This window comes from Pseudoalteromonas sp. SR41-8, assembly GCF_014163915.1.
GTDB classification, from domain to species: Bacteria; Pseudomonadota; Gammaproteobacteria; order Enterobacterales; family Alteromonadaceae; genus Pseudoalteromonas; species Pseudoalteromonas rhizosphaerae.
Genome location: NZ_JACJEE010000040.1, coordinates 1 through 24,832 on the forward strand (window position 1 = coordinate 1; position 24,832 = coordinate 24,832).

The following is a 24,832-nucleotide window of genomic DNA, read 5'->3' on the forward strand; positions in this document are numbered from 1 at the left end:
GCCTAGCCTAGCCTAGCCTAGCTTTGCCTTGCCTTGCTATTAGTATAAAATGCCGCCCCTGTATTATAATTTGTTGAGTACTGTGTTTTGCAATTCAGAAAAGATATAAATGGACTTAGAGCTATTGCAGTTATAGCTGTTGTGCTATTTCACTTTAATGCCTCTTGGATGCCCGGCGGTTTTGCGGGGGTTGACGTGTTTTTTGTTATCTCTGGTTTTTTAATGACTGGAATAATATTCAGAGGAATAGAACAAGAAAACTTTTCTATTTTAAGGTTTTACGTTGCAAGAGCAAATAGGATCATTCCTGCGTTAGCTATGCTTTGCTTAGTCTTGCTTGTTTTCGGTTGGTTTTATCTTACACCATTTGATTACAAAACTCTGGGCAAACATATTGGCAGCAGTATGAGCTTTTTATCTAATGTTGTTTATTGGAGAGAGTCAGGGTATTTTGATGCGGCTTCACACGAAAAATGGCTATTGCATACTTGGTCATTATCCGCTGAATGGCAATTCTATATAATCTATCCATTAATGCTCGTTGCTATTCGAAAGTTTATGTCTGTTAAGGTGATGAAAGCAGCTGTTCTCTTTGGAACATTATTGGGCTTTGTTTTTTGTGTTATCGCTACCTATAAGTGGCCAGACTCTTCATATTATCTATTACCTACCAGAGCTTGGGAAATGATGATTGGTGGCGTTGCTTATCTTTTCCCTTTTACATTACAAGATAAAAGAAAAAAATTAGTAGAGTGGTTCGGTTTAACTCTAATTGTTTGTTCATATTTTTTTATATCAAAAGAAAACCCTTGGCCTGGATATCTTGCAATATTCCCTGTTTTGGGCTCGTTCCTCATTATCCAAGCACAACATAACGATAGCCTTATTACAAGTAATATAGTATTCCAGAAATTAGGCGCTTGGTCATACTCTATTTATCTATGGCACTGGCCTTTAGTTGTCGCAATTTACTATTTTTCGTTAAATGATAAGTTCATTTACATTGGTATTGCAGTATCAGTATTACTTGGTTATTTGAGTAATAAATATATTGAAAAAATTAGGTTTAGAAATGATTTTCGAGGCCTGCTTCAATATTGGAAATGCAAACCTATTTATCTTGTATTATTCATTGGTTTTTTAGGGAGTTATGTTTTTATATCAAAAGGAGTAGATAAAAGATTTAACCTAAATCTCGAACTTCAACAAATATCTAATCAATTGATAATGCCATTAAGAAGTAATGGATACTGCTTTTATTCCTTCAATGATGGTCAGGAAAATGTAGATCAGAAAATTGGCACCGATTGTTATTTGGGGGAGAAGTTAAACAAATCAGCTACATTATTATTTGGAGACTCTTTTGCTGGTCATTCGGAACCTTTCTTTGATGAGATATTTAAAGCTAATCATAAATCTTTCCAATCTATAACCACCAACTGGTGTATTGCATCTTTTACGGATAATTTTACTGGCCCAAAATCGCATCTTGCATATAAACAATGCTTAATTAATAGGGGGTACTTAAAAGTTAATATGCATAAATATAAAAACATAATATTTGCAGGTCAATGGAGTGCTTTATCTAAAAAGCAACTTGATGATTTTGAAATTGTAATAAAACAAGCGGCTAAGATGAAGATCAATGTATTTATTATAGCAGCACCACATAGTTACACGCAAAACCCGTTGAACTTTTTTTACAGGAGTGTTTATTTTAAACATCCTTTTGATATTAATAAAATAATTAGTAATGATGTATTTATGGCGAAGGCTAACTTGTATTTAAAAGAGTTTTCTAGTAATTATACTAATATTCACTTTATAAGTAGAGAGTTGCTTTATAATAAAGAAAACACCTTCGAAATTAATAATCTTACTTTGCCATACAGCCTTGATGGCGGACATATATCAATTCTTGGTTCAAAATATTCGGCAAAGCACTTTATGAATAAAGATGAATATAGTGCAATTATGAAACTCTTCGATCTTGAATGATTTCAATTTAAAATATGCTGTGGTGTTTATTGATTTAATAAAAATCTAGAGTGTCAGGAAGATCTTAAATTATTTATTTAAGCTTAAGGTCTTCCATTTTAAATTATAATATTCTTTTTTATCATAGTTATAGCTTTTTATAAAATGGTATTTTGATAGTGTCGCTTCAATCAGTTGCGAAATAGCAAGTTGTTATGATGGTGTTGATAAAGCTCTTCCGTATGAATTAGTTACTAATTTTTCTAAGGATAACTTTGGATTAGATTACCTCAGAGATTTAGACATTCAACTTAAGAATAAGTTTTTGTGATTAACCTAACGTATTTACATAAACACTTTAAAAAAATAGTAATCCTCCGAAAAACAATAAAAGCCAACTATATCCTGTGTTGGCTAGAACAACTGAAAATGGAACAATTACTTATTCAAAAATTGTTCATGTTAGTGGTGGCAGACCACAAATACCTCGTGGTAAGGCTGCCAGAGTGACTCAAATTAATGGTGGCTAATGTAATGCGGGATTACCCAAATCGTGAAGGAAAATTAAAACAATTCTATGCGAATAGAATGAGCATGTTAGCGCATGATGAAAGTGTTATTGAATCGAAAATGCTTGGATCGCAACAGCTTGAATATGAACAATTGAAAAGAATATCAAATAGTTTAATAAACCGTGGGATAGAATTATCAATCTGTCAGTTTTCACTCGGTCATAGTATTGACACAATAAGAAAAACAGTAGAGCGGACTATCACTTACTATCTTAAAACAGACAATGAGTGGAGTAGCTATCCACATAGTGTATATACCTTAGTCAAACTTATTTCATTGGCTATTTTGGTTGATGTTAGTGATAAAACGTGGGCATTATTGGCTGAAAAATGGCAAGTTAGCGGCAGTAATGGCCATATATTGGCAAAATTTTTGAGTTACCGTTCAAATAATATACAGCTAGGCCAAGATGTGCGCGTTAATAATTTATTCGGTCAACTTTTGACTATCTCAAATATTAGTGACGATTATGAATTTTTAGAAGAACTGAAAAAGTATTCTAAAAAATGGTACATCCGTTATAAAGGCTTACATTGGTACAATAGCCACAATGATGATTATCATATAGGTTATTTTGGGTACTGGGCAGTAGAAGCCGCTGCGGTCGCAAAAATGCGTGGTATAAGCCTAAAAAACACTCATTTTGGTAAATATTTTCCTTATGGTTTTTTTGACCTACCAGAACAGTTACCGAAAGAAAAGGGCGTTAAAAAAGAGCTTCAACAAAAAGAGCAGGCATTAAATACAGTCACTTACCCTGGCTTAACTCGACTAACTCTATCGCTTGATGGTGCTTGGCTAAATGAGAGTGAACAACGTTTATCATTAATCACCCATGATGAAGGTTTGGAGTGTGCCGGTACTGTGTATCTAAGTGACGAAAATACTTTAGACTCATTTGCGTCAGGTAGGTATGAAGCATTAATGAAACATATGCCATGGTATAAACGGGTTGGAGTTGAAAATGAACGAAACCTCCCTATTGGCATTGTTAAAGAACAATTGATGCAAGGCGTTTGGAAAGGCGAAACTGAAGTCACTTCTTACTTGGTATACGCTTTAAAATTTGATAAATATTTTATGGGTTTAACGTTTACCTTTATGGAAAAAGATAAAACAAACTGCTTACCTTTAATAGAACGTTTGCTAGAGTCGATTCGTTATGAATAGCACAATTATTTGAATTAAAGCTCAAGAGTCTCTGATAAATATGGGGTTATTCAGTTCAAATACGGACATTTATCCTGTGCGCTTTTGGCGAGGCTGCTAAACTTACCCGGTTTGCTGTTTCAATGATTGAAAACAACCCTCCCCATGGAATGGGCCAGTTTGTTGGGTATGATTAAAAAGGATAGGGGACACCCGTGATTGCACTTTTATTTGATATTGTTGGTATGACAGGTACGTTTTTAGTGGTTGGCGCGTTTTTTATGCTACAACTGGGTAAAGCCACGCCAACAGGGCTTTTATATAACATGATGAATTTATCTGGCGCTATTTTGTTGCTTATAAGTCTTTGTTATAACTTTAATTTAGCAAGTTTTGTGATTGAAATATTTTGGATCGCAGCCTCATTAATTGGTTTATATAAATACCTAAAAGCTAAGCAGATTTCAGCTGTAGCCTAAATTTATAAATTAATAGAGAAAAACTCTCACGCCGTCGCGTATTTGTATTAATATTGTAAATAGCACGTTACTTATGATGTGCTAACTCCAATGAAAAATATAGGTGTAAAGCGGCGTAATGATTTTGAAGCAAACAGCATGTCTTTTTTTGTGTGTTTATACAACTCCCTTATTGGCGAGCGAGGCTGAGGATTTATTTGCGCTTAGCTTTGAGGATTTACTTGACGTTCATGTCGATATTGCCTCAAAAACCTTAGAAACTCTCGCTTCAGCACCTTCAACCATCACAGTTTTTAATCGCCAAAAAATAGCCTCGCTTGGGGTGAATAATGCGTTTGAATTGATGAATTTTGTTCCTGGTATGCAATCTACTCGTGGTGATTGGGTAGGCGCTGTACCAAAAGATCACGCAAGAGGTGTTTACCTTGATAGCGGCAATATCTTAGTGATGATCAATGGTGAACGTTTAAATGAGTCATCATTTGGCAAAGCGTCAGTTTATATCCCTTATATACCTATAGAAATTATTGATAAAGTTGAGTTCATACGTGGCCCTGGGTCTGCTTTATATGGCAGTAATGCATTCTTAGGGGTGATGAATATAGTGACTAAAAGCCAAAATAATGAAATGTCGCTGGCTGTGGGAAATGTAGGTCAAACCGGCGCTGCATTCTCGGTTAGTCATCAAGTTAATCAGCAAACACATCTATTTGCTAATGGCGCGTATAACCAGAAAAGTGGTAAGCGTTATCCACAAGGGGTAAACGATCCACTGCAATCAGTTTACTTTGAAGCGGGTGTCGATATCAATAAACTGGCTTTGAGAGCGCGTTATAATCAGGTTGAACTGAATGAGTTTTTAAACCTTGGTGGTTATTCTGACAGTAATCAACATCGTAGTGAGAATACTTTCCTATCTGTAGGTTATGATTGGCTTGAAACTGATACACGTACTTTGGCTACAAAAATAGCGTATGCACATCATCAAATACAAAGTGCTGGATTAATCGCACCTGCAGTAGCCTTACCCAATGCCAGCTATGATTTTTTTATTGGTCCTGATTGGCATACGACGGATTTAACAGTCAGTGTAGAGGCCAGTCAGCAATTTAATAATGGTTGGTCAATTAATTCAGGCTTTCAATATAGCCACGCAGAGCAACATAAAGCGGACTTACGTGTTAATTATTTTGATATTAACAGCGGTGAAATTATTGTTGAAGATCCGTTTTATCAAGGGGGGATTGTTACAATCAGTAATTATGCGCCATTTCAGAGTTTGCAATCTACCTTTGAAACCCGAAGTATTTATGGGCAAATCAAAGTGCCTTTTGCTGAGCAATTGACCTTATTTTTAGGGGCACGTTATGATGATGTTAAAGCGATAGACAGTAAATTATCGCCTCGCATTTCCGCAATCTACTCACCAACTCGCGCGCATACTTTTAAATTACAATACGGTGAATCGTTTCGCACTCCTGTGACGAATGAATTGTATTCAGATGATGATGTGACTAAGGGCAATCCAAACTTAAAGTCTGAATATGTTAAAACCACAGAGCTTGTTTGGCGCTACGAGGGACAAGATTGGCATATTAATTCGGTGCTTTTTTATAATCAACTTGTTGATTTTATTAATCTAGTGCCAAATTCAGCTGCCAATAATCAGTTTACCTTTGAAAATCAATTAGATGACATTAATCGTGGTGTTGAATTAGATAGCATGATCCACATTACTAGTGATTTATCAGTGGAAGCGACCTACAGCGAGTATTTTGATACGCCAATTAAGCCAACGTTTAAGCGCTTTGCTAGTGTGATTGCTAATTATCATCATCAGCAATGGGTGCTGAGCCTCAATAGTGTTTGGCGCGATGCCGTCAGTGGCCCGACAATGACAAGCGACTTTACTCAACCGGCTTACTTTTTGCTCGGCGGGGCTGTGAGTTGGCAATTTTCTGCACGCAGTGAAATTAGTTTTAAAGCCCATAATCTCTTAGATAAGCACTACCGTGTGTACGATCCAAGAGTCACAGATGGTGCTGTTGCTGGTGTCGGCAGTGAATACTCGTTACACTATCAAATCAAATTTTAAGTTTTAGGGACGCTCAGGTGTGCCCTTTGGTTGAACATGCTGCGTTTTCCCCGAAAAATATTAATCGCTGTTGCCATTTTAATCAGTGTATTGTTGCTTAGTTTTCTATTTGGCCGACACTATGATTTAAGTCAAGCAAAGCAGCAAGCTGAACTCCAAGTGGGTCAATTGCGTAATTATCTTGATACCGAACTCTCTCGTTTTGCAACTATTCCTCATTTAGTTACTGATAACCAGTTACTCACTGCATTTCTCAGTGATACTGATCAGCCCGTGCAGCCTATTAATAATTACTTGGCTGATATCCAACAAGCCAGTGGTGCATCAGACGTCTATGTACTTAATCGTGAAGGGGATGTTATTGCATCGAGCAATTGGCAACTTGATTACAGTTATATCGGTAATAACTTTGCATTTCGTCCGTATTTTTCTCAGGCATTGGCGGGTAACAAAATTGCCTATTTTGCTCTTGGTTTACGATCTAAAGAGCGTGGCATTTATTTTTCTGAACCGATTTATCGCGATGGCCAAGTAATAGGTGTGGTCACCTTAAAAGTGAATGTATCTAAGTTTGAAACTGATCGACAATTACTGAATGCGTCCCACGCTAGCCATTTTTATTTAAGCTTAGACGATAATATTATTGCTATGTCCGATAGCCCATCATGGCGACTCAATTCATTGCATAGCCTCACAGCAGCAGACTATCAACACTTTACGACAAGCCGACGCTACCTAGAGTATGTACCAAAAGTTATCACTGCTGAGCACATTACTAGCCAAGGGATGCCCCTGTTATACGTTAATGATGCGAATAAACGCAGTAAATATGTGCCTGCAAGTGCGCCGATTGAGCGACTTAATGCAAAAATAACTGTGCTTGTTGATATATCGTCGGTGAATATTAATCAACTAGGACGATTGTTTTGGTTGAGTGTGATTTATGCTGGGGGGTTAATGCTTTTTTACAGTTTAATGGCACGTTTTGCCGGCTATAAAAAATTACTTTTTTCGCGTCATAGCCTTGAGCAAGAAGTTATAGAGCGCACCCATGCACTCGAAAAAGCACAAACAGCGCTGGTGCAAACAGCCAAATTGGCCACCATAGGTCAACTTAGTGCTGGTATCAATCATGAGATTAACCAACCCTTGAGTGCTATGAGTACGTATTTGGTTAGTGCTAAGCGCTTGATTGCCAAAGGTGATATTGCAAAGGCCGCTGAAAATATTGTTATTGTGCAATCGCTGATCGAACGAGTACATAAAATTGTTGGACAATTAAAGCACTTTAGCAAACCAGCACAAACACAGTTAAGGGAGCAAAGCTTAAGCCAGCTACTTAAAAATGCCATGGTGATCGCCTCCGCGCAATTAAAGCAGGATGATGTCAACGTTAACGCCGCTGATATTGCTGACACTGTAAAAGTATGGGTTGATGGCATTAAATTTGAGCAAGTATTAGTGAATGTGATCACCAATGCCAGCCAAGCAATGGCTGACAGCACAGTGCGAGAGCTGAGTTTTGAGATAGAGCAGTTTGACGACCGCGTTAAGCTGTCTATTTTGGATACTGGGCCTGGTATCGAGTTACATGCGCTTGGGACTATTTTTGAGCCTTTTTATAGCACTAAATCAACTAATGGCCTTGGCTTAGGGCTATCTATTTCTAAGCAAATTATTAATTCATTTAATGGCTGTTTAAGTGCGCATAATCGCCCTGGCGGTGGTGCTCAATTCATTATTACCTTAGCAAGTACTAAAGGAGCGTTATGAATACGTTAGCAACTGATTGTAAACAGGTCATTGTTATTGATGACGAAGCGATGATCCGCGATTCACTTGACCAATTGCTGACACTCGAAGGCTATCAAGTACAGTGTTTTAGCGATCCAATGAGTGCTTTATCAAAACTTAATCGTCGTTTTAACGGGGTGGTGCTCAGTGATATTAATATGCCGAAAATGGATGGACTGGCTTTTTTAGAACAAGTTCAAGCATTTGATAGCGAATTACCGGTGATCTTTCTGACTGGATTTGCTGATGTATCAGTGGCTGTTAAAGCAATGCAATTAGGGGCTTACGACTTATTTGAAAAACCTCTCACTGAGCAGTTATTAGATTGCATTGCCAGAGCGTGCGATAAGCGTGCCTTGGTAATGGAAAACCGTGCTTTAAAATTAGCGGTAGAAAAAACGTCAGCCCCAGGTGTGCGGATCTTAGGGGAAACCGTGCAAATGCAGCAAATGATGCATCTGCTCAATGCGGTGATCGACACTCCCGCAGATGTGATGATTGAAGGTGAAACTGGCACCGGTAAAGAGTTAGTTGCACGCTTTTTACACGATCAAAGCAGTCGTTCAAACTGTAATTTTGTGGCAATTAACTGTGGTGCCATACCAGAGCAACTGATTGAAAGTGAACTATTTGGTGCGGCCAGTGGCGCGTTTACAGGGGCAACACACAGTCGCCAAGGTAAGTTTGAGTTTGCTCAAGGTGGTACGGTGTTTTTAGATGAGATAGAAAGCACACCGGCATCATTACAAGTAAAGTTACTTCGCGTTTTAGAAGAGCGAAAAGTGACCCCCGTCGGCGCTAATACCGCGGTTGACTTAGACATACGTATCGTTGCGGCAACCAAAGTTGATTTATTATCCTTGGTCGAAAAAGGGGACTTCAGAGCTGACTTATATTATCGACTCAATTTAGTGAGGGTAAGTATTCCGGCATTGCGTGATAGGAAAGCTGATATTCCTTTATTATTCAAACATTTTAGCTCTATTGCCGCGACTCGTTTTCATAAACCTCCGGCTCCTCTAAGTAGCGATATATTACAGCGTTTACTTAGTTACCAGTGGCCAGGTAATGTCAGAGAGCTTAGAAACCAAGCTGAACGAGCGGTGCTGCTGGGTGCTGAATTAGCGTTCGCCAATACCGAAAATAATAATGGCAGTGAGTTATCGCCCGATCTGAGTTTGGCGGAAAAAGTGTGCTTTTATGAGCAATCTTTAATCGAAGAAGCCCTTGAGCGCCACCAAGGTAGTATTAAAGAAACTATGAATACCTTACAGATTGCTCGTAAAACCTTGTATGACAAAATGAGTAAATATGGCCTCAATCGTGACATGTTTATTGATTAACCAGAGCTTTGCTTAAGTGATTTACCTGCTCAGCTTAATTTGATGGGTGGAAACAGTGACACAGACGCTTTGATAGTGTGTGGGATCCCGCACACTTTATTGTAAGTATAATTTAATTTTAAATTTAACTATCTGAATATATTAAACTTTACTTTTTTATACGCAGTTGGCAGTAAACTTGCCTTTATTAGCGGGAACAACAAATGATCCTAACAATAAGGGCACACAATGATAATAATAGACAAAAAGCTAACCCCTGTTTTTGTAGCAACGAGTTTTGCAGCAGCTTGCTTTGGACAAAGTGTTCATGCTGCAGAGTATGACATTTATGGTAAAGCAGAAGTACAAATTGCTAATACTGACAACGGTGTAATGCGCTATGCTAAAAAAGGAACGCAAATCGATGCGCCTTTTTCACGCATTGGTGTGAAAGGGCAACATGTACTCACTGACTCGTTAAAAGCGGTATTTAAATACGAAGTGCAAGTAAAGGGCTTTGAGCACGATGATACCGATGAGCCATTTAGTGCCCGTAATACATATTTAGGTTTAGCGGGAAATTTTGGTGAAGTTGTAGTTGGTCGAAACGATACACGCTTTAAGTATTCAGAAGGTAAAGTTGATAACTTCAATGAAACTCAAGCCGATATTGCTCAATTACTACCGGGTCAAGATCGCCTTGGTGATACCATAACGTATAGTTCAAAATCATATGCGGGTGCTCAGCTATCACTTACCTATGCTTTGAAGGATGACAGTGCCAATAATGAAGCCGGTTATGCCGCTACGTTAATTTATGGTGACCGTGGTTTAAAAAATAAAAATTATTATGTGGCGATCAGCCATATTGATTCACTCAATAATATCAACGCCAGTCGCATCGTTGGCGCGTGGCAAAAAAATGATTTACAACTAGGTGCTATTTACCAGCACAGTGAGTCAGTAGATGGTACTAAATCAGGAAACGGCTATGTGTTGAGTGCCAGTTATACCATTGACAAATGGCAGCCAAAACTACAATTTGCCAGTGATGACTCAACTATTCGCCAAAGTACTAAGGGCAGCCAGTGGACTGCAGGTGTGGATTATTTATTTGATAAACAAACTACCGCGTACTTATTCTATACTGACTTAGATTTGCAACAGCAAACGGATAGTAGCTTAGCCCTTGGCTTAAAGTATAAATTTTAAAGGGGTTGAATATGAGCACACAAACTTTAGACGATAAACCTGAAAAAAATCCAATGATACAGATCTTGCTGCTGTTATTGGGCCCTGCGGTCATGTTACTTACGTGTTTGATCGATCCTCCTGCTGGCATGAGTACCGCTGCTCTTCGTACTTCAGGATTAGCATTTTGGATGGCATCATGGTGGGTGAGTGAAGTAGTTCCTATCCCAGCTACGGCGCTATTGCCGTTGGTATTTTCTCCGTTGGCTGACATTGCTGCGATAAAAAGTGTCGCTGCACCGTATGCGCACCCCTTAATATTTTTGTTTTTAGGTGGCTTTTTAATTTCCATTGCGATGGAACGTTGGGGCTTACACAAGCGCATTGCTTTACGTACTATGCTCTACGCGGGCTCAAAACCGAGTTTGCAGATATTAGCGATGATGTTAGTAACGGCATTCTTATCAATGTGGATGTCAAATACTGCAACAGCAGTGATGATGTTACCTATTGCTATGTCTATCACCCATTTAGTGCAAAAATCTAATCCAAATAATAATGGTTTTGGTAAAGCACTGTTACTTTCTATTGCTTATGGTGCCAGCATTGGCGGCATTGCAACATTAATTGGTACGCCACCGAATGCATTGATGGCCGCTTATTTATCAGATAGTTATAAAATTGAAATTGGTTTTGCGCAATGGATGATGGTGGGTGTGCCATTGTCACTGACTATGTTGATCATCTGTTGGTTGTGGCTGACCAAGTTTGCTTACAAAGTTGATAAAACGGATGAAAAATCTAAAAAAGTCGACACCAAGTCACTATTTAGCTCGCAGTTAAAAGGTCTTGGCACCATGCAACGCGCTGAGAAAGGGGTGTTATGTGTGTTTTTATTTGCAGCTGTGTGCTGGATATTTAGACCTCTGATCGCTGATTTTTCTGGTTTAAAAATATCGGATACCGGTATTGCCATTGCCGCAGCATTATTATTATTTGTTTTGCCTGCTAATAAAGGCAGTGATGAACGTATTCTTGACTGGCAAAGTGCGGCAGGAGTTCCTTGGGGAGTGTTATTGTTGTTTGGTGGTGGCTTAACCCTAGCGGCACAAATAAAGTCATCAGGTTTGGCTGAATACATAGCTCATATGATTGAAGGCGTCAGCGCCATTCCATTAGTATTGAGTGTATTAGCAATTGCAACCTTAATCACTTTCTTAACTGAGATCACCAGTAATACAGCAACCGCAGCTGGATTTTTACCACTACTTGGCCCTGTCGCTGAGTCAGTCACAGGTTCGCCATTGGTCTGGGTTATTCCTGCGGCTATAGCCTGTAGTTGTGCGTTTATGATGCCTGTAGCGACCCCGCCTAATGCCATTGTGTTTGGCTCTGGGCAAATTCAAATGCGGGATATGATCAAAGCCGGCTTTGCATTAAATATTGTTGCAATTGCGCTGATCACATTTGTCACTATGACCCTTGCTGCATCGGTATTTAATTTTTAAGTAATTCAAAGTTACCCAACCGGAGCGCTATTCGTTTGTTGATAGCGCTCTATATTGCCCCTGCTAAGAAACAAAGTTATAGTGGTTAAATCTTTATTTTGTTTATGAGTATGCTTTTGTCTGACACTGGCACTGTATGTAACCCTGAGCTAAAAGCGCAATTTGATGAAATGCAGCTGCATTTTGATGCCCAGCCATATTTAGCATTATCACAGCGGATCCGTTTATTAAAATCTTTAAAACGTGAACTGTTGGCATTAGAGGCTGAATTGGTAGCTGCAAGCTCGAAAGACTTTGGCTTTCGCACTGCTTTTGATACGATTTTGGGTGATATACTGCCTACGGTCAAAACGATCAGCCACACCATCAAGCATTTACCTAAATGGGCAAAAAATTCACCACGAAAAGCGGGTTTGAGCCTAGCGCCATCAAAAGTTGCTGTGAGCTATCAACCCAAAGGAGTGGTGGGAATAATTTCTCCATGGAATTACCCAATTCAATTATCAATCGTGCCGGTGATAACCGCAATTGCCGCAGGTAATCGGGTATTATTAAAGGTCAGTGAATTTACTCCGCACACCAATCAAGTAATCAAAAAACTATTTATCGGCGAGCTTAGCGAACATTGCGCAGTGATCGAAGGTGAAGCGCAATTAAGTCAACAGTTTAGCTGTTTGCCATTCGCACACTTATTTTTTACCGGCTCTACAGCTGTAGGGCGCCATGTTATGGCCGCTGCGAGTAAAAACCTTACCCCAGTAACTCTTGAGTTAGGTGGCAAATCGCCCGTTATCATTACCGCGCAAGCGGATATAGATAAGGCGGCTAAAGCTATTTTATTTGGTAAAATGACCAATGCAGGGCAAATTTGTGTTGCCCCCGATTATGTTTTAGTGCCGGAAAACTTACAGCATCAGTTAGTCAGAAGTCTCTGTAGCTTATATAAAAAACATTATAACTTAGGTGTCGAGGGTAAAAATTTAACCTCGGTTATTAATCACCACCATTTTCAGCGTTTAACCGATTTATTGGCAGATGCACAGCAACAGGGCGCACAGATAATTAAGCCGTTAGATGAAAACCAAAGCGACGAACATAAGCATCGTCTTGGTTTGCACATTGTGACTGATGTGAATGACAATATGAAGTTGATGCAAGAAGAACTGTTTGGACCAATTCTTGCGATTGTCAGTTATCAAGCTTTACCTCAGGCGATTGCATACATAAATCAACGTCCTCAGCCGTTAGCTTTGTACATAATGGGGCAAGATAAACAAATCAATGAAGGTATTCAACAGCAAACACAAAGTGGTACCTTCGCAATAAATGACACCTTAATGCAGGTGACTGCTGATGATGCGCCATTTGGTGGCTTAGGTCCTTCTGGGATGGGAAACTATCACGGTATAGAAGGCTTTTTAACCTTTAGCCATGCACGTAATACATTGAAAACGGGTGGTTTTAATCCTAAATTAGGATTGTTGTTGGCGCAAAATAAGATATTGATTAAAATACTTAAATGGTTGTACTTGCGGCCATAAATTGGCGTTAAGTACAATCCAATAGCGTTTTAACTGGCAGTTAAAACATCCGATCTTCGCCCGCATACAGCCCAGCTTGGATTTTTTCATACAATGCATCAGCTTTTTCTTTGGCTTCTGCAATTTGCGCAGGCATCAGCTTGCGCTCATCTAGCTTGCGACTGTGACTGGCATCTAAATTACCATTATACTCAGCAACAGTGTTCCAGATGTATGATTTTTCGATGTTTTTTTCGACTCCATGGCCTTCGAAATACATCAGCGCCATATTAAACTGTGCTAGCGTATAATTATTACCAGCGGCTTTTTCATACCATTTAATAGCTTCTTTATAATCTTGCGCAACGCCATCGCCGTTGGCGTACATCACACCCAAGTTAAACTGAGCAGCAGGTAAGTTTTTTGCCGCGGCTTGCTTAAAGAGTGAAACTGACATTTGTTTATCAAGTTTAACACCTTTACCTTCTTGGTAAAGTACAGCTAATGCAAACATTGAGTCGACGTGGTTCTTTTTAACGCCTTGCTGGTAAAGTTCAGCAGCTTTGTGATAGTCGCGCGTTACGCCGTGGCCACCTTCATATAGCTGCCCTAGCTCGTAAATTCCTGGTGCAAAGCCTTTTTCTGCAAGGTAGTTAAACTCTCTAAGTGCATCTTCAAATTGACCTTCATTGGCTGCGCGGATCCCTTCTTCAAGTCCCGCATGAGCAACACCACAGATGCTAAGTGCACCGACCATCAACAATATCTTAAACTTCGGCTGCCACATGACAATACCTCCAATTAGCGTGTTACTGTTTAATTTTAGTCCCAACAACCACAATTGCCCAGCTTCGCACTATAAATGATAAAACTTAGACATAAGATACAGATATTACAGAAAATTTAAAGGAATAAAAAAAGCCCCTGATGGGGCTTTTTGGGTCATATCAACCGTCACCGATATGAGCAATGTAGCAAGTGAGTGTGATCTTTTAATTATATTACTTGGGTCGAGTAAGTAATATGCTCGAAGCGTCACCATCTTCATCAACAACTTTGTACTAAAGGGGCCCAGCATCCTTACTGGTCGATCTTCCCTAGGGCACTGAGGTCGGTACGTTCAATTCTTACAAGAAGCGCAAACGTGTCGTGTTGGGCTGCTTGGTGTTGATGCGATCGATTATTACTTGTATTTGAATGTGCGTCAATGTCTAAATGATAATTATTTCTATTTGTTCGGTTTTATTTTAATTCCCTCATTTACATAATGCGCTAAGTTGATTAACGTAGTGCTATAAAGAACCGTAAGAAAAATAAAAATGTCGATAAAAAACATGTGCTTGAATTATAAATCCGCAGTAGTTGGTGTGTTGCTATTAGCTCTGACTGGATGCTCAGCTACATTTACCTACAATAATATAGGCTGGTTATCGGCGTTTTGGATTGATGACTACGTTGATTTATCGAAGCAGCAAAGCAAACAAGCTAAAGACTTAATTAAGAAAAGTCGGGATTGGCATCGTAAGACGCAATTACCTTTGTATCGACAGGATCTGTTGGCATTACAAAAGCTACTTGATGAAGACCCTTCAGAGCAAGCATTATTGACGTATTTTCAAGGCTTTAAAACACATTGGCAATCGTTAGTTATGTATGTAAGAGACGATCTTATTGAACTTGCTATTGGTTTATCCACGGAGCAAAGAGAAGAATTTGTTGCTGCCATTGCAGAGGATATAACAACAGAAAGTGACGAGTATAATGAACAAACCCCAACACAGCGTGAGCAAGATCGCCTTGAACGTCAGTTAGATACTTATAAACAGTGGCTTGGTAAACTGAGTGAACAACAAGTGTCTTTGATCACCCAAGCGAACAGCGAATTTCAAGCAACATTTTTATTAAGGCAAGCTTACAAGCAAACTCGGCTGGATAAACTCAAACAGGTATTTTTTGATAGCCAACTTAGCCGCGATCAGTTTATTAGCCAATTATCAGCTGTCATTACTGAGCGAGAGGTGTTTATGAGTGACGAATTAATTCGCTTAGATGCTGAAAATTCAAAGCGCTATGCGCGTTTACTTGTGAGTTTAAGAGCCACGTTGACAGCAAAACAGCGCCAGCATGCTAATGCTGAGTTCTCCGATATGTTAGAAGATATAGAACAATTAATTAATGATGAATAGGCTGTTAGTTGCTAAGATCTTAATTTTAAAAATTTTTTATAAAAATGAATATATCAAAAACAAATAGAGCTTGTACTCTTTCAATTAACCGTTAGACTGACTTTTTTTCGTTCGAATTAAAGTTAATCAATGGATATCGCAGCCTTAGATAGCGCTCAAGTATTACGTGAAAATTTACTGAAATGGATTTGTTTCTGTTTCGGAATTTTAGCGAGTGTTTTTACCTATTTTAATCTTTTTATTAATGACTTTTACTCATTAGGGATTTTAGAAGGGGTTTTTGCTATTTATTGTTTTTATACTTTTAACTATGCTCGGACACGAAAATTTCAGACTTGGCAGCCGTTATTATTGTGCCTTTGTATTATGCTATTAGTAATCTTGGGCACTTACCTTGCTGTTGTTAAGAGTGGCCTGTTCGTCTGGACTTTTACTTTACCTATATTATTTTATTTATTGTTAGGTTGTAAGTGTGGTTTTTACCTATCGTTGTTATTAGTGTGTGTACAAACGGCTGTGTTTATTAGTAAACCCTCCTTAGCACCATTTTCAGAGCTTAACCTGTACCTAAATATGAGTTTTAGCTATGTGATAGTTTGGGTTACTGCGCATATTTTTGAAGCGAGCCGAGCACAATTTTCAGAGCGACTAGAAAACCTTGCCTTGTTAGATCCGCTGACAAATACCGGCAACCGTTTAGCAATGAACCATTACTTTGAAGTTGAGTTGGTAGACAAAATTAATTTATTTATTATGGTGCTAGATCTTGATTACTTTAAAAAAGTAAATGACGAATTTGGTCATGATGTGGGCGATCAAGTTCTGGTTGAAATTGCCACTATATTAAGAGAAACACTTAACAAGGGGCGAGTTTTTCGTACTGGCGGCGAAGAGTTTGCACTGTTCATTCCTGATTCAAATCAACAAGAGTCTTATCAAATTGCTGAAAATATCAGAGTGGGTTTGCAAAGTACGGCTATCAATGTTGGTGCGCGTGAAATAAGTTTAACAGCAAGTATCGGTTTAGCTGCTTATCGTGATGGCGATAGCCTAAAACAAGCGATTAAAGCAGCAGATGAGCAACTTTATTATGCAAAAAAACATGGTCGAAACAATGTTTATTTTGACTCACAGCAATACTCAGCAAAACTAGAACAGGTTTCTTAACCTAGATACATGTGCTCGAAACCGGGAATGTTACTTTCCCAAAGTGGTGTTTCTTTACCTAAGTGATCACGTATCGCATCAAAAAATAACCGTGTTCTTACAGGTAAATCACGGTGTGGATATACCGCGTACATCGCACTGTATTCTTGTAATTTGATGTCTGTTAATAAGGGCACTAAACGTCCTTGCTTTATTTCATCATTAATGATAAATGCTGGCGCGAGCACATAGGTTGTTCCAGAAAGCGTTTTATCGAGCAGTACCTCGGCATCATTGGCTCTAAACACACTCTTAATTTTTTGCTCTTGCGGTAGACCATATTGATCTACATAACGAATACCCTCAACGCGCAACGAAGTGCTGGAATAACTGGCTGCGGGTAAATCAATTAAGTCCTCTATTTTACTTGGCAATCCATACGTTTGAATAAACTCAGGTGCGGCTAATATTAGTAATCTATTGCGCGCAATTTTACGTGCGATCAGTGATGAGTCTTTTGGCTCACCGACCCGAAAAGCAAGATCAAAGCCTTCAGATACCAGATCAACTAACTTATCATCGAGTCTTAGTTCAACTTCTACTTGCGGGAAGCGTTTTTGAAAATCATTAATTACAGGTTGTAGATAACGCCTGCCGATAATGGTTGATGAAGTGATTTTTAATACACCGCGTGGCTCTTGGTGATAATTCTCGGCTAAACGTACAGTTTCACCTAGTAGTTGCCTCAACTCACTGGCCTTTTTAATCATTTCGGCCCCTGCAGCTGTCAGTGAAAATGAGCGGGTGGTGCGGTTTAGTAAACGTACTCCTAAATCATCTTCGAGACGACTTATTTGTTTTGAGATCACTGAACGATCAATATTACGGGTTTCTGCTGCTTTAGCGAATGAGCCTCGCTCAACGACTTCTAACAACATCAATAAGCGACTTGTGGTATCCATTAATTACTCACCAATATTTAATTGATGCCATATTGGCATTAATGAATTTAAAAATCTATGGTTTTTGTCCACAACAATGTTCCGTAACATAGAAAAATACACTAAATGGAGCGTCGTCATGAACAAACACTTAATAGCTATTGCAGTTTTAGGGGCATCACTTGCCCTCACCGGTTGTGCAGAAGAGCCTGCTCAACAGAGCAATCAACCACATCTTCAACCAATAGATGTTGCCTCAGTGATCATTAAGCCAGTGCAAAACTGGCACACCTACACTACGCGTTTAGAAGCGCCGGAAGAAGTATCACTTATGCCACGTGTTGCCGGAGTTATTGAGCATATTGCGTTTAATGAGGGCGACGAGGTTAAACAGGGTGACTTACTGTTTAAACTTGACGCTCGCCCATATGCTGCGGTTGTAGCAAGTTTAGAGGCACAAGTAGTCAGTGCTGAAGCCGCTTTATCGCAAGCGCAAAGTGAAGCTAAAAGAGCGGTGCGATTAACCGAGCGAAAAGCGATTTCAACAGAGCAAGCGGAATCACGTACGTCAACGTTACGCCAACGTGAAGCACAACTTGCGGCCTTAAAAGCCCAGCTAATTGCAGCTAATTTAGATTTAGAATTTACAGATATACGTTCACCCATTGATGGTGTGATCTCGCGTGCAAATATTACCAAAGGTAATAATGTGCTTGCAGGGCAAAGTGTACTGACTTCAATCGTATCAAATCAAACTATGTATGCTTACTTTGATGTTGATGAACGTACTTGGAATAGTTCATTTGATGAAGTAACCGCCGCTGCTCATCAGCAAGTAGTCATGCAAAAAGTTGGTCAAAATGGCTTTGCACACACCGGTTATATCGACTTTATTGATAATCAAATCAATGCAGCAACAGGTACTTTGCGAGTTCGTGCACGATTTGATGAAAATACCGCCTTACGCGCCGGTTCATTTGCACGTATTAAGTTAGCGGCCAATGACATTACAGAGCAAGTTATTGTGCCTGATAGAGCAATTGGCACCGATTTGAAAAATCGCTTTGTGCTCACTGTAGGTGAAGGCAATATTCTTGAATATAAACTGGTTACAACCGGTGAGCGCTATGACAGTTTTCGCGCTATTACCTCGGGCTTAAAAGCTGGCGATGTGATTGCGGTTAATGGTCCTGCGCGTGTTGGACCTGGCATGCCGATTTCACCTAATACAGTGACCCTAGACACCACCGGTGTTGCTTTTACGTTATCGCCAACGGCGCAGCACACACTTATGGCTAAGAAGTAGGACGAATAATGAAATTTTCTCACTTTTTTATTCAACGACCGATATTTGCAGCCATGCTGTCATTGGTGATTTTAATTGCCGGTGGTATTTCGTTGTTTCAACTGCCGGTCAGTGAGTATCCTGAAGTTGTTCCGCCGACAGTTGTGGTAACTGCGAACTACCCAGGAGCAAATCCAACCGTAATAGCACAAACTGTGGCTACTCCATTGGAGCAAGAGATCAATGGTACTGAGAACATGTTGTATATGTTTTCCCAAGCGACCAGTGATGGGCGTATGACACTGACAGTAACGTTTTCATTGGGAACGGATTTAGATCGTGCGCAAGTACAAGTACAAAATCGGGTTAACAGTGCTTTGCCGCGACTACCACAAGAAGTGCAGCGCTTAGGCGTCGTCGCTGAAAAATCATCACCGGATCTAACCATGGTGGTGCACTTATTCTCACCGGAAAAAACACATGATACAGCGTATCTATCTAACTACGCTGATTTATATGTGAAAGACCAAATTGCACGTTTGAGTGGCGTAGGCGATGTAAAATTATTTGGTGGTGGTCAATATTCAATGCGAGTGTGGCTTAACCCCGATGCATTAGCGGCACGAGAATTAACCGCAATGGACGTCGTCAACGCATTGCGTGCGCAAAACCAACAAGTTGCAGCGGGTAGCTTAGGTGCACAACCTGCTTCAACAGACAGTCAATTTCAAATATTGTTAAATGTAAAAGGACGCTTAAACAGTATTGAAGAGTTTCAGCAAGTGATCATTAAAGTGGGTGAACAAGGTCAATTAACACGTCTAAGCGATGTTGCACGTGTCGATTTAGGCCAAAATACTTACTCACTTAGAGCTGAACTTGATAATCAACCAGCGCTGGCGATGCCGATATTTCAACGTCCTGGCTCTAATGCAATTGAGCTTTCAGATCAAGTACGCGAAACCATGGCGCGTTTATCGAAAGATTTTCCAGCTGGTGTTGAGTACGACATTGTCTACGACCCTACGGTATTTGTTCGCGGCTCGATTGATGCGGTGATCAAAACGTTACTTGAAGCTATCGCGTTAGTGGTAATTGTAGTGGTGTTATTTTTACAAACCTGGCGTGCTTCGATTATTCCACTAATAGCTGTGCCAGTTTCACTGATTGGTACTTTTGCGGTGATGCAGTGGTTAGGGGTCTCGATCAATACGCTGTCGTTATTTGGTTTAGTACTTGCCATAGGTATTGTGGTCGATGATGCTATTGTGGTGGTCGAAAACGTTGAACGTAACATTGAACAAGGTTTATCACCTCTGGAAGCAACGCGCGTGGCTATGACTGAAGTGACAGGGCCTATAATCGCGATTGCGTTAGTGTTGTGTGCAGTGTTTATTCCTACCGCGTTTATTAGTGGTTTATCAGGTCAATTTTATAAACAGTTTGCGTTAACTATTACTATTTCAACGGTTATCTCAGCATTTAACTCATTAACTTTATCACCGGCGTTGGCGGCACTATTACTTAAAAGCCATGATGCTAAACCGGATGCGCTGACGCGTTTATTAAATCGTTTATTTGGTCGCTGGTTATTTGCACCCTTTAATCGAGTATTTGACCGTGGCGCCAAAGGCTATCAAAAGCTGGTACAAAAACTAATGCGCATGAGCGTGGTAGTGGTGATTGCATACGTGGTTTTATTAGGCGGAACAATTAAGCTATTTGATGCCGTGCCGGGTGGTTTTATTCCTGCACAAGATAAGCAGTATTTAGTTGCGATAGCACAATTACCTGATGCAGCGAGTTTAGACCGTACTCAAGATGTGGTTAGGCAAATGCAAGAAATTGCACTGCAAGTACCAGGGGTTGCTCACACAGTTGCCTTTCCTGGCTTGTCAGTAAATGGTTTTACTAACAGTCCTAATAGCGCCATTGTATTTACACCGCTAGAAGACTTTAGTGAACGAAGCGATCCTAGTAAATCGGCGATGGCTATTGCGGCACAGTTAAACCAGCGTTTTAGTGCCATTGATGAAGCATTTGTTGCTGTATTCCCACCGCCGCCAATCCAAGGTTTAGGCACCACGGGTGGGTTTAAACTGCAAATTGAAGATCGCGGTAATAAAGGCTTTGAAACACTATTTAACAGTTTGCAAATGGTGATTGGTAAAGCTCAGCAAGATCCTGCGTTAATGGGGCTCTATTCAAGTTTTAGAATTCAAGTACCACAAATGGATATTGATATCGACCGAGAGCAAGCGCTTATTCAAGGTATTCCATTGGATGAAGTATTTAATGCGTTGCAAGTGTATTTGGGCTCAATGTACGTTAATGACTTTAATTTATTTGGCCGTACGTACCAAGTTAATGCCCAAGCTGATGCTGATTTCCGCCTTGATCCAGAACAAATATTGAATCTAAAAGTGCGCAATAACCAAGGGAATATGGTGCCATTAGGCTCGGTATTAACGGCAACGCCTACAACAGGTCCTGATCGAGTGATGCATTACAATGGTTACCCAAGTGCAGAGCTTAATGGTAGTCCAGCGCCTGGTTACAGTTCAGATCAAGCACAGCAAGCAATTGAGCTGATCTTGGCTGATAATTTACCTACGGGTATTGAGTACGAATGGACCGAAGTTACTTTTCAGCAAATTCTAGCGGGTAATACCATGGTCTACGTATTCCCATTAGTGGTGTTATTAGTGTTCATGGTATTGGCTGCGCAGTATGAAAGCTTACGTCTCCCACTGGCTATTATTCTTATTGTACCAATGACAATATTCTCAGCATTAATGGGTGTATGGTTGGTTGGCGCTGATAATAATATTTTCACGCAAATAGCATTGATTGTATTGGTTGCCTTGGCTTCTAAAAATGCCATTTTAATGGTGGAGTTTGCACGCGATAAAAATAACCATGGGTTGAGTCATTTTGACGCTATTTTAGAAGCTTGTCGGATGCGTTTACGACCTATCTTAATGACGTCAATTGCCTTTACGGCGGGTGTCATTCCCTTAGTATTAGCAACGGGAGCTGGAGCAGAAATGCGCCATGCAATGGGCAACGCAGTGTTCTCGGGTATGATTGGTGTAACCGTGTTTGGTTTATTATTTACCCCTGTATTTTATATTTTGGTAACTAAAACCCGTAAAGTGACTACGCAGGAGCAAATTAATGAGTAAGTATAAGTTAACCGCTCTTGTTGTGGCGGGTTTATTAAGTGGCTGCGCCAGTAAAATTGATGAGCAGCAACAGCAAAATCAGCTACAAGAATTTGTTGCAACAACACAAATCGCAGCACAATTACAAGGTCAAGATGAGCTTAACTGGTGGCAACAATTAAATTCAACCCAGTTAAATAATCTTGTGATCAGTGCGCGCGCTAATAATCATGATTTGCACACTAGTCAGTTGCAGTTACAAAGCGCGCTTGCTCGTTTAGGTGGGCAAAAAGCACAGTATCTTCCCCAAGGTGCAGTGGCAGTTGATGCCACTCGCTCAAGTACTGGTAACGTTAACACGCGTCAATCGGAAGCCAATGTTAACCTTGATTGGCAACTTGATTTATTTGGTAAAGTAACTGCGCTTGTTGATGCTGCGAATGCAGGGGCAATGAGTCAAGCGGAACAATTGCGCGCTTTGCATATTGAAGTTGTTACCTCTGTGGTAAAAGGGTTTGTCAGTTTTCAAGGTAATAAGCAAAAACAGCAGATCATTAACCTACAAATTGAAGCATTAGAGCAAAGTATTGCGGTTCTGCGGGCTCGCGTTGAGGAAGGGGTCGCTAATGAGCTTGATTTAAATCGAACCTTAGCACAATTGAAGCAGCAGCAAGCTTTGTTGCCAGATATTGAATACGCGCAATTTCGTGATCTAGCAACGCTTGCGACGTTAACAGGGCAGTTACCTGCTGATCTAACCTTAGTTGATGAGCAAGCGCTGTTTGAGCATGCATTTACTGTAAGTTTAGCCACCCCAAGTGATGCCATTGCACTGCGTCCTGATATTAGCCAAGCATTATTTGAATTTAGCCAAGCTAATTCATTAAGCGTGGCTGCGAGTAAAGCATTATTACCTGATATCAGTTTAACGGCGTTTGCAGGTGTATTGAGCTTAGATAACAACCAGCTTTCTGACACTTCGCAGCAATGGCAAGTTGCCCCACGCATTCAGTGGTCATTATTGAGCTACCCTGCGTTATTGGCGCAACGTGATGCTCAGCAATATCTCAGTGAAGCCGCTTACAGCCAATATCAACAAGTGGTGTTAGAGGCATTAGCGCAGAGTGAACTTTCACTGCAGTTATTAGTCAAACAAACTCAACAACTAGGCTATGCCAAAGCACGTTATGAGTTTGCTAATAATGCCTTTTTACAAGCGCAGGCGATGTACCAAGAAGGGCAAATACCTTACTTAGAGTTGTTAGATGCGCGACAGGATGTTTTAATAGCGCAGGAAAATGCAATTGACTCAACGATTTCATCATTACTTGCTAAAGTAGACACTTACCAAGTATTTAATGGTCGTTGGAGTTATGCGTTAGTTAATTAAGTTAAGTTGAGTTTTTGATGCCACATACTGATCTTTTATCAACAATCCCCGCGACAATGCGTGCGATTGCGTTACTTGAACCTAATGAACAGATTAATTTATCTGAGCTTGAATTGCCGGTGCCTGATGTTGTAGACAACGAATTGTTGATAAAGGTTGAGTATGTTGCGTTGAATCCGGTTGATGCGTATTTTGCTAAACAAGGTTTTTGTAAATGGCACTATCCTCATACCCTAGGCCTTGATGCTGTAGGGTTGGTGGTAAAAGCCACTAAAGGGGTATTTCCAAGTGTCGGTACTCGGGTCATGTGGCATGGTAATGTTGGCGACCATGGGGTGTTATCGCAATACGCTAAAGTCCCTAACTTTGCTGTATCGCAAATTCCTGACAGCGTTACGTTACAGCAAGCCGCGACATTACCCTGCGCAGGGATGTCGGCATTAATAGCTCTTGATAAACTGCAATTAACCGAAGGTGATTCACTTTTAATTGAAGCTGGTGCGGGGGCCGTCGGTCAGTTCGCCATTCAATTTGCCAAACAACGTGGTGCTACGGTATTTACCACCGCGAGCAAACGCAACCATAAGCTTGTTAAACAATTGGGTGCTGATGTGGTGTTTGATTACAACGATAAAACGCTTAGCGATAAAATTCGTAAAGAACTTGGTCCACAAGGCTTTGATGCAGTGCTCGATTCGATTGGTGGTGAAACCACGGTACGTAATGTTGAATTAATGCGTTTTTGTGGCCGTATTGCGTGCTTAAATCCACTGCCTAAGTTTGAGCAGGAGCTGATGTTCAGACGTGCGCCAAATATAGGTATTGTTTCTTTAGGTGGAGCGTGGTTAGCAAACAGTTTATGTGCTCAGCAAAAAATGAGTTTTATGGGCAATTTATTGCTAGACAATTTAGCCAGTGGCAGTATCAAAATACCGCAGATCATTGAGGTTGAATTTAACGCCAGTAGTATTTCACAGGCGCTGAATAAACAAATTGCTGGTGGCTTTACCGGAAAGCAGGTAGTGAAAATTAGCCATGATTAATTATTAACCGTGATTCATAATCTTTAAGCCTCGCAATTGCGGGGCTTTTTGTTATTGTTTAAGATTATC

Annotated in this window: 17 protein-coding genes; 15 read left to right on the top strand and 2 right to left on the bottom strand. The window is 40.1% G+C overall.

What is annotated here, in order from left to right; all coding sequences use genetic code 11:
* Window positions 1-87: 87 nt before the first annotated feature.
* From H5162_RS18990 to H5162_RS19030, 9 genes are all read left to right on the top strand, one after another.
* Window positions 88-1,998 carry an acyltransferase family protein gene (locus tag H5162_RS18990; protein ID WP_182732493.1) on the top strand — a complete coding sequence of 637 codons (1,911 nt, stop codon included), beginning with the start codon at window positions 88-90 and terminating at the stop codon, window positions 1,996-1,998.
* Window positions 1,999-2,511: 513 nt separating this feature from the next.
* On the top strand, window positions 2,512-3,720 hold the full coding sequence (locus H5162_RS18995; RefSeq protein WP_182779301.1) for a PoNe immunity protein domain-containing protein: 1,209 nt from the start codon (window positions 2,512-2,514) through the stop codon (window positions 3,718-3,720).
* Between the two features lie 194 nt (window positions 3,721-3,914).
* Complete coding sequence (locus tag H5162_RS19000; RefSeq protein ID WP_145236163.1) at window positions 3,915-4,178, top strand: CBU_0592 family membrane protein; 264 nt, start codon at window positions 3,915-3,917, stop codon at window positions 4,176-4,178.
* A gap of 118 nt (window positions 4,179-4,296) precedes the next feature.
* The gene (locus H5162_RS19005) at window positions 4,297-6,273 is read left to right on the top strand and encodes a TonB-dependent receptor (protein ID WP_182779302.1); all 1,977 of its coding nucleotides are present in this window, start codon (window positions 4,297-4,299) and stop codon (window positions 6,271-6,273) included.
* Window positions 6,274-6,309: 36 nt separating this feature from the next.
* Window positions 6,310-8,046 carry a cache domain-containing protein gene (locus H5162_RS19010; RefSeq protein ID WP_145236157.1) on the top strand — a complete coding sequence of 579 codons (1,737 nt, stop codon included), beginning with the start codon at window positions 6,310-6,312 and terminating at the stop codon, window positions 8,044-8,046.
* Window positions 8,043-9,410: a sigma-54 dependent transcriptional regulator gene (locus H5162_RS19015; RefSeq protein ID WP_145236154.1), complete on the top strand. Its 1,368-nt coding sequence runs from the start codon at window positions 8,043-8,045 to the stop codon at window positions 9,408-9,410. The genes H5162_RS19010 and H5162_RS19015 overlap by 4 nt, the downstream gene beginning before the upstream one ends.
* 228 nt (window positions 9,411-9,638) lie before the next feature.
* The gene (locus tag H5162_RS19020; protein ID WP_145236151.1) at window positions 9,639-10,601 is read left to right on the top strand and encodes a porin; all 963 of its coding nucleotides are present in this window, start codon (window positions 9,639-9,641) and stop codon (window positions 10,599-10,601) included.
* Between the two features lie 11 nt (window positions 10,602-10,612).
* Entirely contained in the window at window positions 10,613-12,088 is a 1,476-nt protein-coding gene (locus H5162_RS19025; protein WP_145236148.1) for a DASS family sodium-coupled anion symporter, read from the top strand.
* 110 nt (window positions 12,089-12,198) lie between these two features.
* Complete coding sequence (locus tag H5162_RS19030; RefSeq protein WP_259398280.1) at window positions 12,199-13,629, top strand: coniferyl aldehyde dehydrogenase; 1,431 nt, start codon at window positions 12,199-12,201, stop codon at window positions 13,627-13,629.
* A 40-nt stretch (window positions 13,630-13,669) separates the two neighbouring features.
* Here the strand turns inward: H5162_RS19030 and H5162_RS19035 are convergent, their stop codons facing one another.
* Window positions 13,670-14,395 carry a tetratricopeptide repeat protein gene (locus H5162_RS19035; RefSeq protein ID WP_145236141.1) on the bottom strand — a complete coding sequence of 242 codons (726 nt, stop codon included), beginning with the start codon at window positions 14,393-14,395 and terminating at the stop codon, window positions 13,670-13,672.
* A 532-nt stretch (window positions 14,396-14,927) separates the two neighbouring features.
* On the opposite strand from H5162_RS19035, the gene H5162_RS19040 reads away from it, so the two are divergent.
* Both H5162_RS19040 and H5162_RS19045 read left to right on the top strand, forming a co-directional pair.
* Complete coding sequence (locus H5162_RS19040) at window positions 14,928-15,794, top strand: DUF6279 family lipoprotein (protein ID WP_182779303.1); 867 nt, start codon at window positions 14,928-14,930, stop codon at window positions 15,792-15,794.
* A 129-nt stretch (window positions 15,795-15,923) separates the two neighbouring features.
* Window positions 15,924-16,961 (top strand): GGDEF domain-containing protein, encoded by a 1,038-nt coding sequence (locus tag H5162_RS19045; protein ID WP_182758518.1) that lies wholly within the window; start codon window positions 15,924-15,926, stop codon window positions 16,959-16,961.
* Here the strand turns inward: H5162_RS19045 and H5162_RS19050 are convergent.
* Window positions 16,958-17,902, bottom strand: coding sequence for a LysR family transcriptional regulator (locus H5162_RS19050; protein WP_145236132.1), 945 nt, complete (start codon window positions 17,900-17,902; stop codon window positions 16,958-16,960). The genes H5162_RS19045 and H5162_RS19050 overlap by 4 nt on opposite strands.
* 118 nt (window positions 17,903-18,020) lie before the next feature.
* Here H5162_RS19050 and H5162_RS19055 point away from each other — a divergent pair, with 118 nt between their 5' ends.
* From H5162_RS19055 to H5162_RS19070, 4 genes are read left to right on the top strand one after another with little or no spacing between them, the layout of a single operon-like run.
* On the top strand, window positions 18,021-19,187 hold the full coding sequence (locus tag H5162_RS19055) for an efflux RND transporter periplasmic adaptor subunit (protein ID WP_182760517.1): 1,167 nt from the start codon (window positions 18,021-18,023) through the stop codon (window positions 19,185-19,187).
* An 8-nt stretch (window positions 19,188-19,195) separates the two neighbouring features.
* Window positions 19,196-22,351: an efflux RND transporter permease subunit gene (locus H5162_RS19060; RefSeq protein WP_182760518.1), complete on the top strand. Its 3,156-nt coding sequence runs from the start codon at window positions 19,196-19,198 to the stop codon at window positions 22,349-22,351.
* A complete protein-coding gene (locus H5162_RS19065) occupies window positions 22,344-23,720 on the top strand; it encodes a TolC family protein (RefSeq protein ID WP_182779304.1) in 1,377 nt (458 codons plus the stop codon). The genes H5162_RS19060 and H5162_RS19065 overlap by 8 nt, the downstream gene beginning before the upstream one ends.
* A 17-nt stretch (window positions 23,721-23,737) precedes the next feature.
* Complete coding sequence (locus H5162_RS19070; RefSeq protein WP_182732503.1) at window positions 23,738-24,763, top strand: zinc-binding dehydrogenase; 1,026 nt, start codon at window positions 23,738-23,740, stop codon at window positions 24,761-24,763.
* Window positions 24,764-24,832 lie beyond the last annotated feature (69 nt).

Bases quoted from the DNA above. Each gene is read 5' to 3' on its own strand.
- H5162_RS19065 (WP_182779304.1), top strand. From the start codon at position 22,344: ATGAGTAAGTATAAGTTAACCGCTCTTGTTGTGGCGGGTTTATTAAGT.
- H5162_RS19020 (WP_145236151.1), top strand. From the start codon at position 9,639: ATGATAATAATAGACAAAAAGCTAACCCCTGTTTTTGTAGCAACGAGT.
- H5162_RS18995 (WP_182779301.1), top strand. From the start codon at position 2,512: ATGCGGGATTACCCAAATCGTGAAGGAAAATTAAAACAATTCTATGCG.
- H5162_RS19035 (WP_145236141.1), bottom strand. From the start codon at position 14,395: ATGTGGCAGCCGAAGTTTAAGATATTGTTGATGGTCGGTGCACTTAGC.
- H5162_RS19005 (WP_182779302.1), top strand. From the start codon at position 4,297: ATGATTTTGAAGCAAACAGCATGTCTTTTTTTGTGTGTTTATACAACT.
- H5162_RS19015 (WP_145236154.1), top strand. From the start codon at position 8,043: ATGAATACGTTAGCAACTGATTGTAAACAGGTCATTGTTATTGATGAC.
- H5162_RS19010 (WP_145236157.1), top strand. From the start codon at position 6,310: ATGCTGCGTTTTCCCCGAAAAATATTAATCGCTGTTGCCATTTTAATC.
- H5162_RS19045 (WP_182758518.1), top strand. From the start codon at position 15,924: ATGGATATCGCAGCCTTAGATAGCGCTCAAGTATTACGTGAAAATTTA.
- H5162_RS19070 (WP_182732503.1), top strand. From the start codon at position 23,738: ATGCCACATACTGATCTTTTATCAACAATCCCCGCGACAATGCGTGCG.
- H5162_RS19040 (WP_182779303.1), top strand. From the start codon at position 14,928: ATGTCGATAAAAAACATGTGCTTGAATTATAAATCCGCAGTAGTTGGT.
- H5162_RS19030 (WP_259398280.1), top strand. From the start codon at position 12,199: ATGCTTTTGTCTGACACTGGCACTGTATGTAACCCTGAGCTAAAAGCG.
- H5162_RS19055 (WP_182760517.1), top strand. From the start codon at position 18,021: ATGAACAAACACTTAATAGCTATTGCAGTTTTAGGGGCATCACTTGCC.
- H5162_RS19060 (WP_182760518.1), top strand. From the start codon at position 19,196: ATGAAATTTTCTCACTTTTTTATTCAACGACCGATATTTGCAGCCATG.
- H5162_RS19050 (WP_145236132.1), bottom strand. From the start codon at position 17,902: ATGGATACCACAAGTCGCTTATTGATGTTGTTAGAAGTCGTTGAGCGA.
- H5162_RS19025 (WP_145236148.1), top strand. From the start codon at position 10,613: ATGAGCACACAAACTTTAGACGATAAACCTGAAAAAAATCCAATGATA.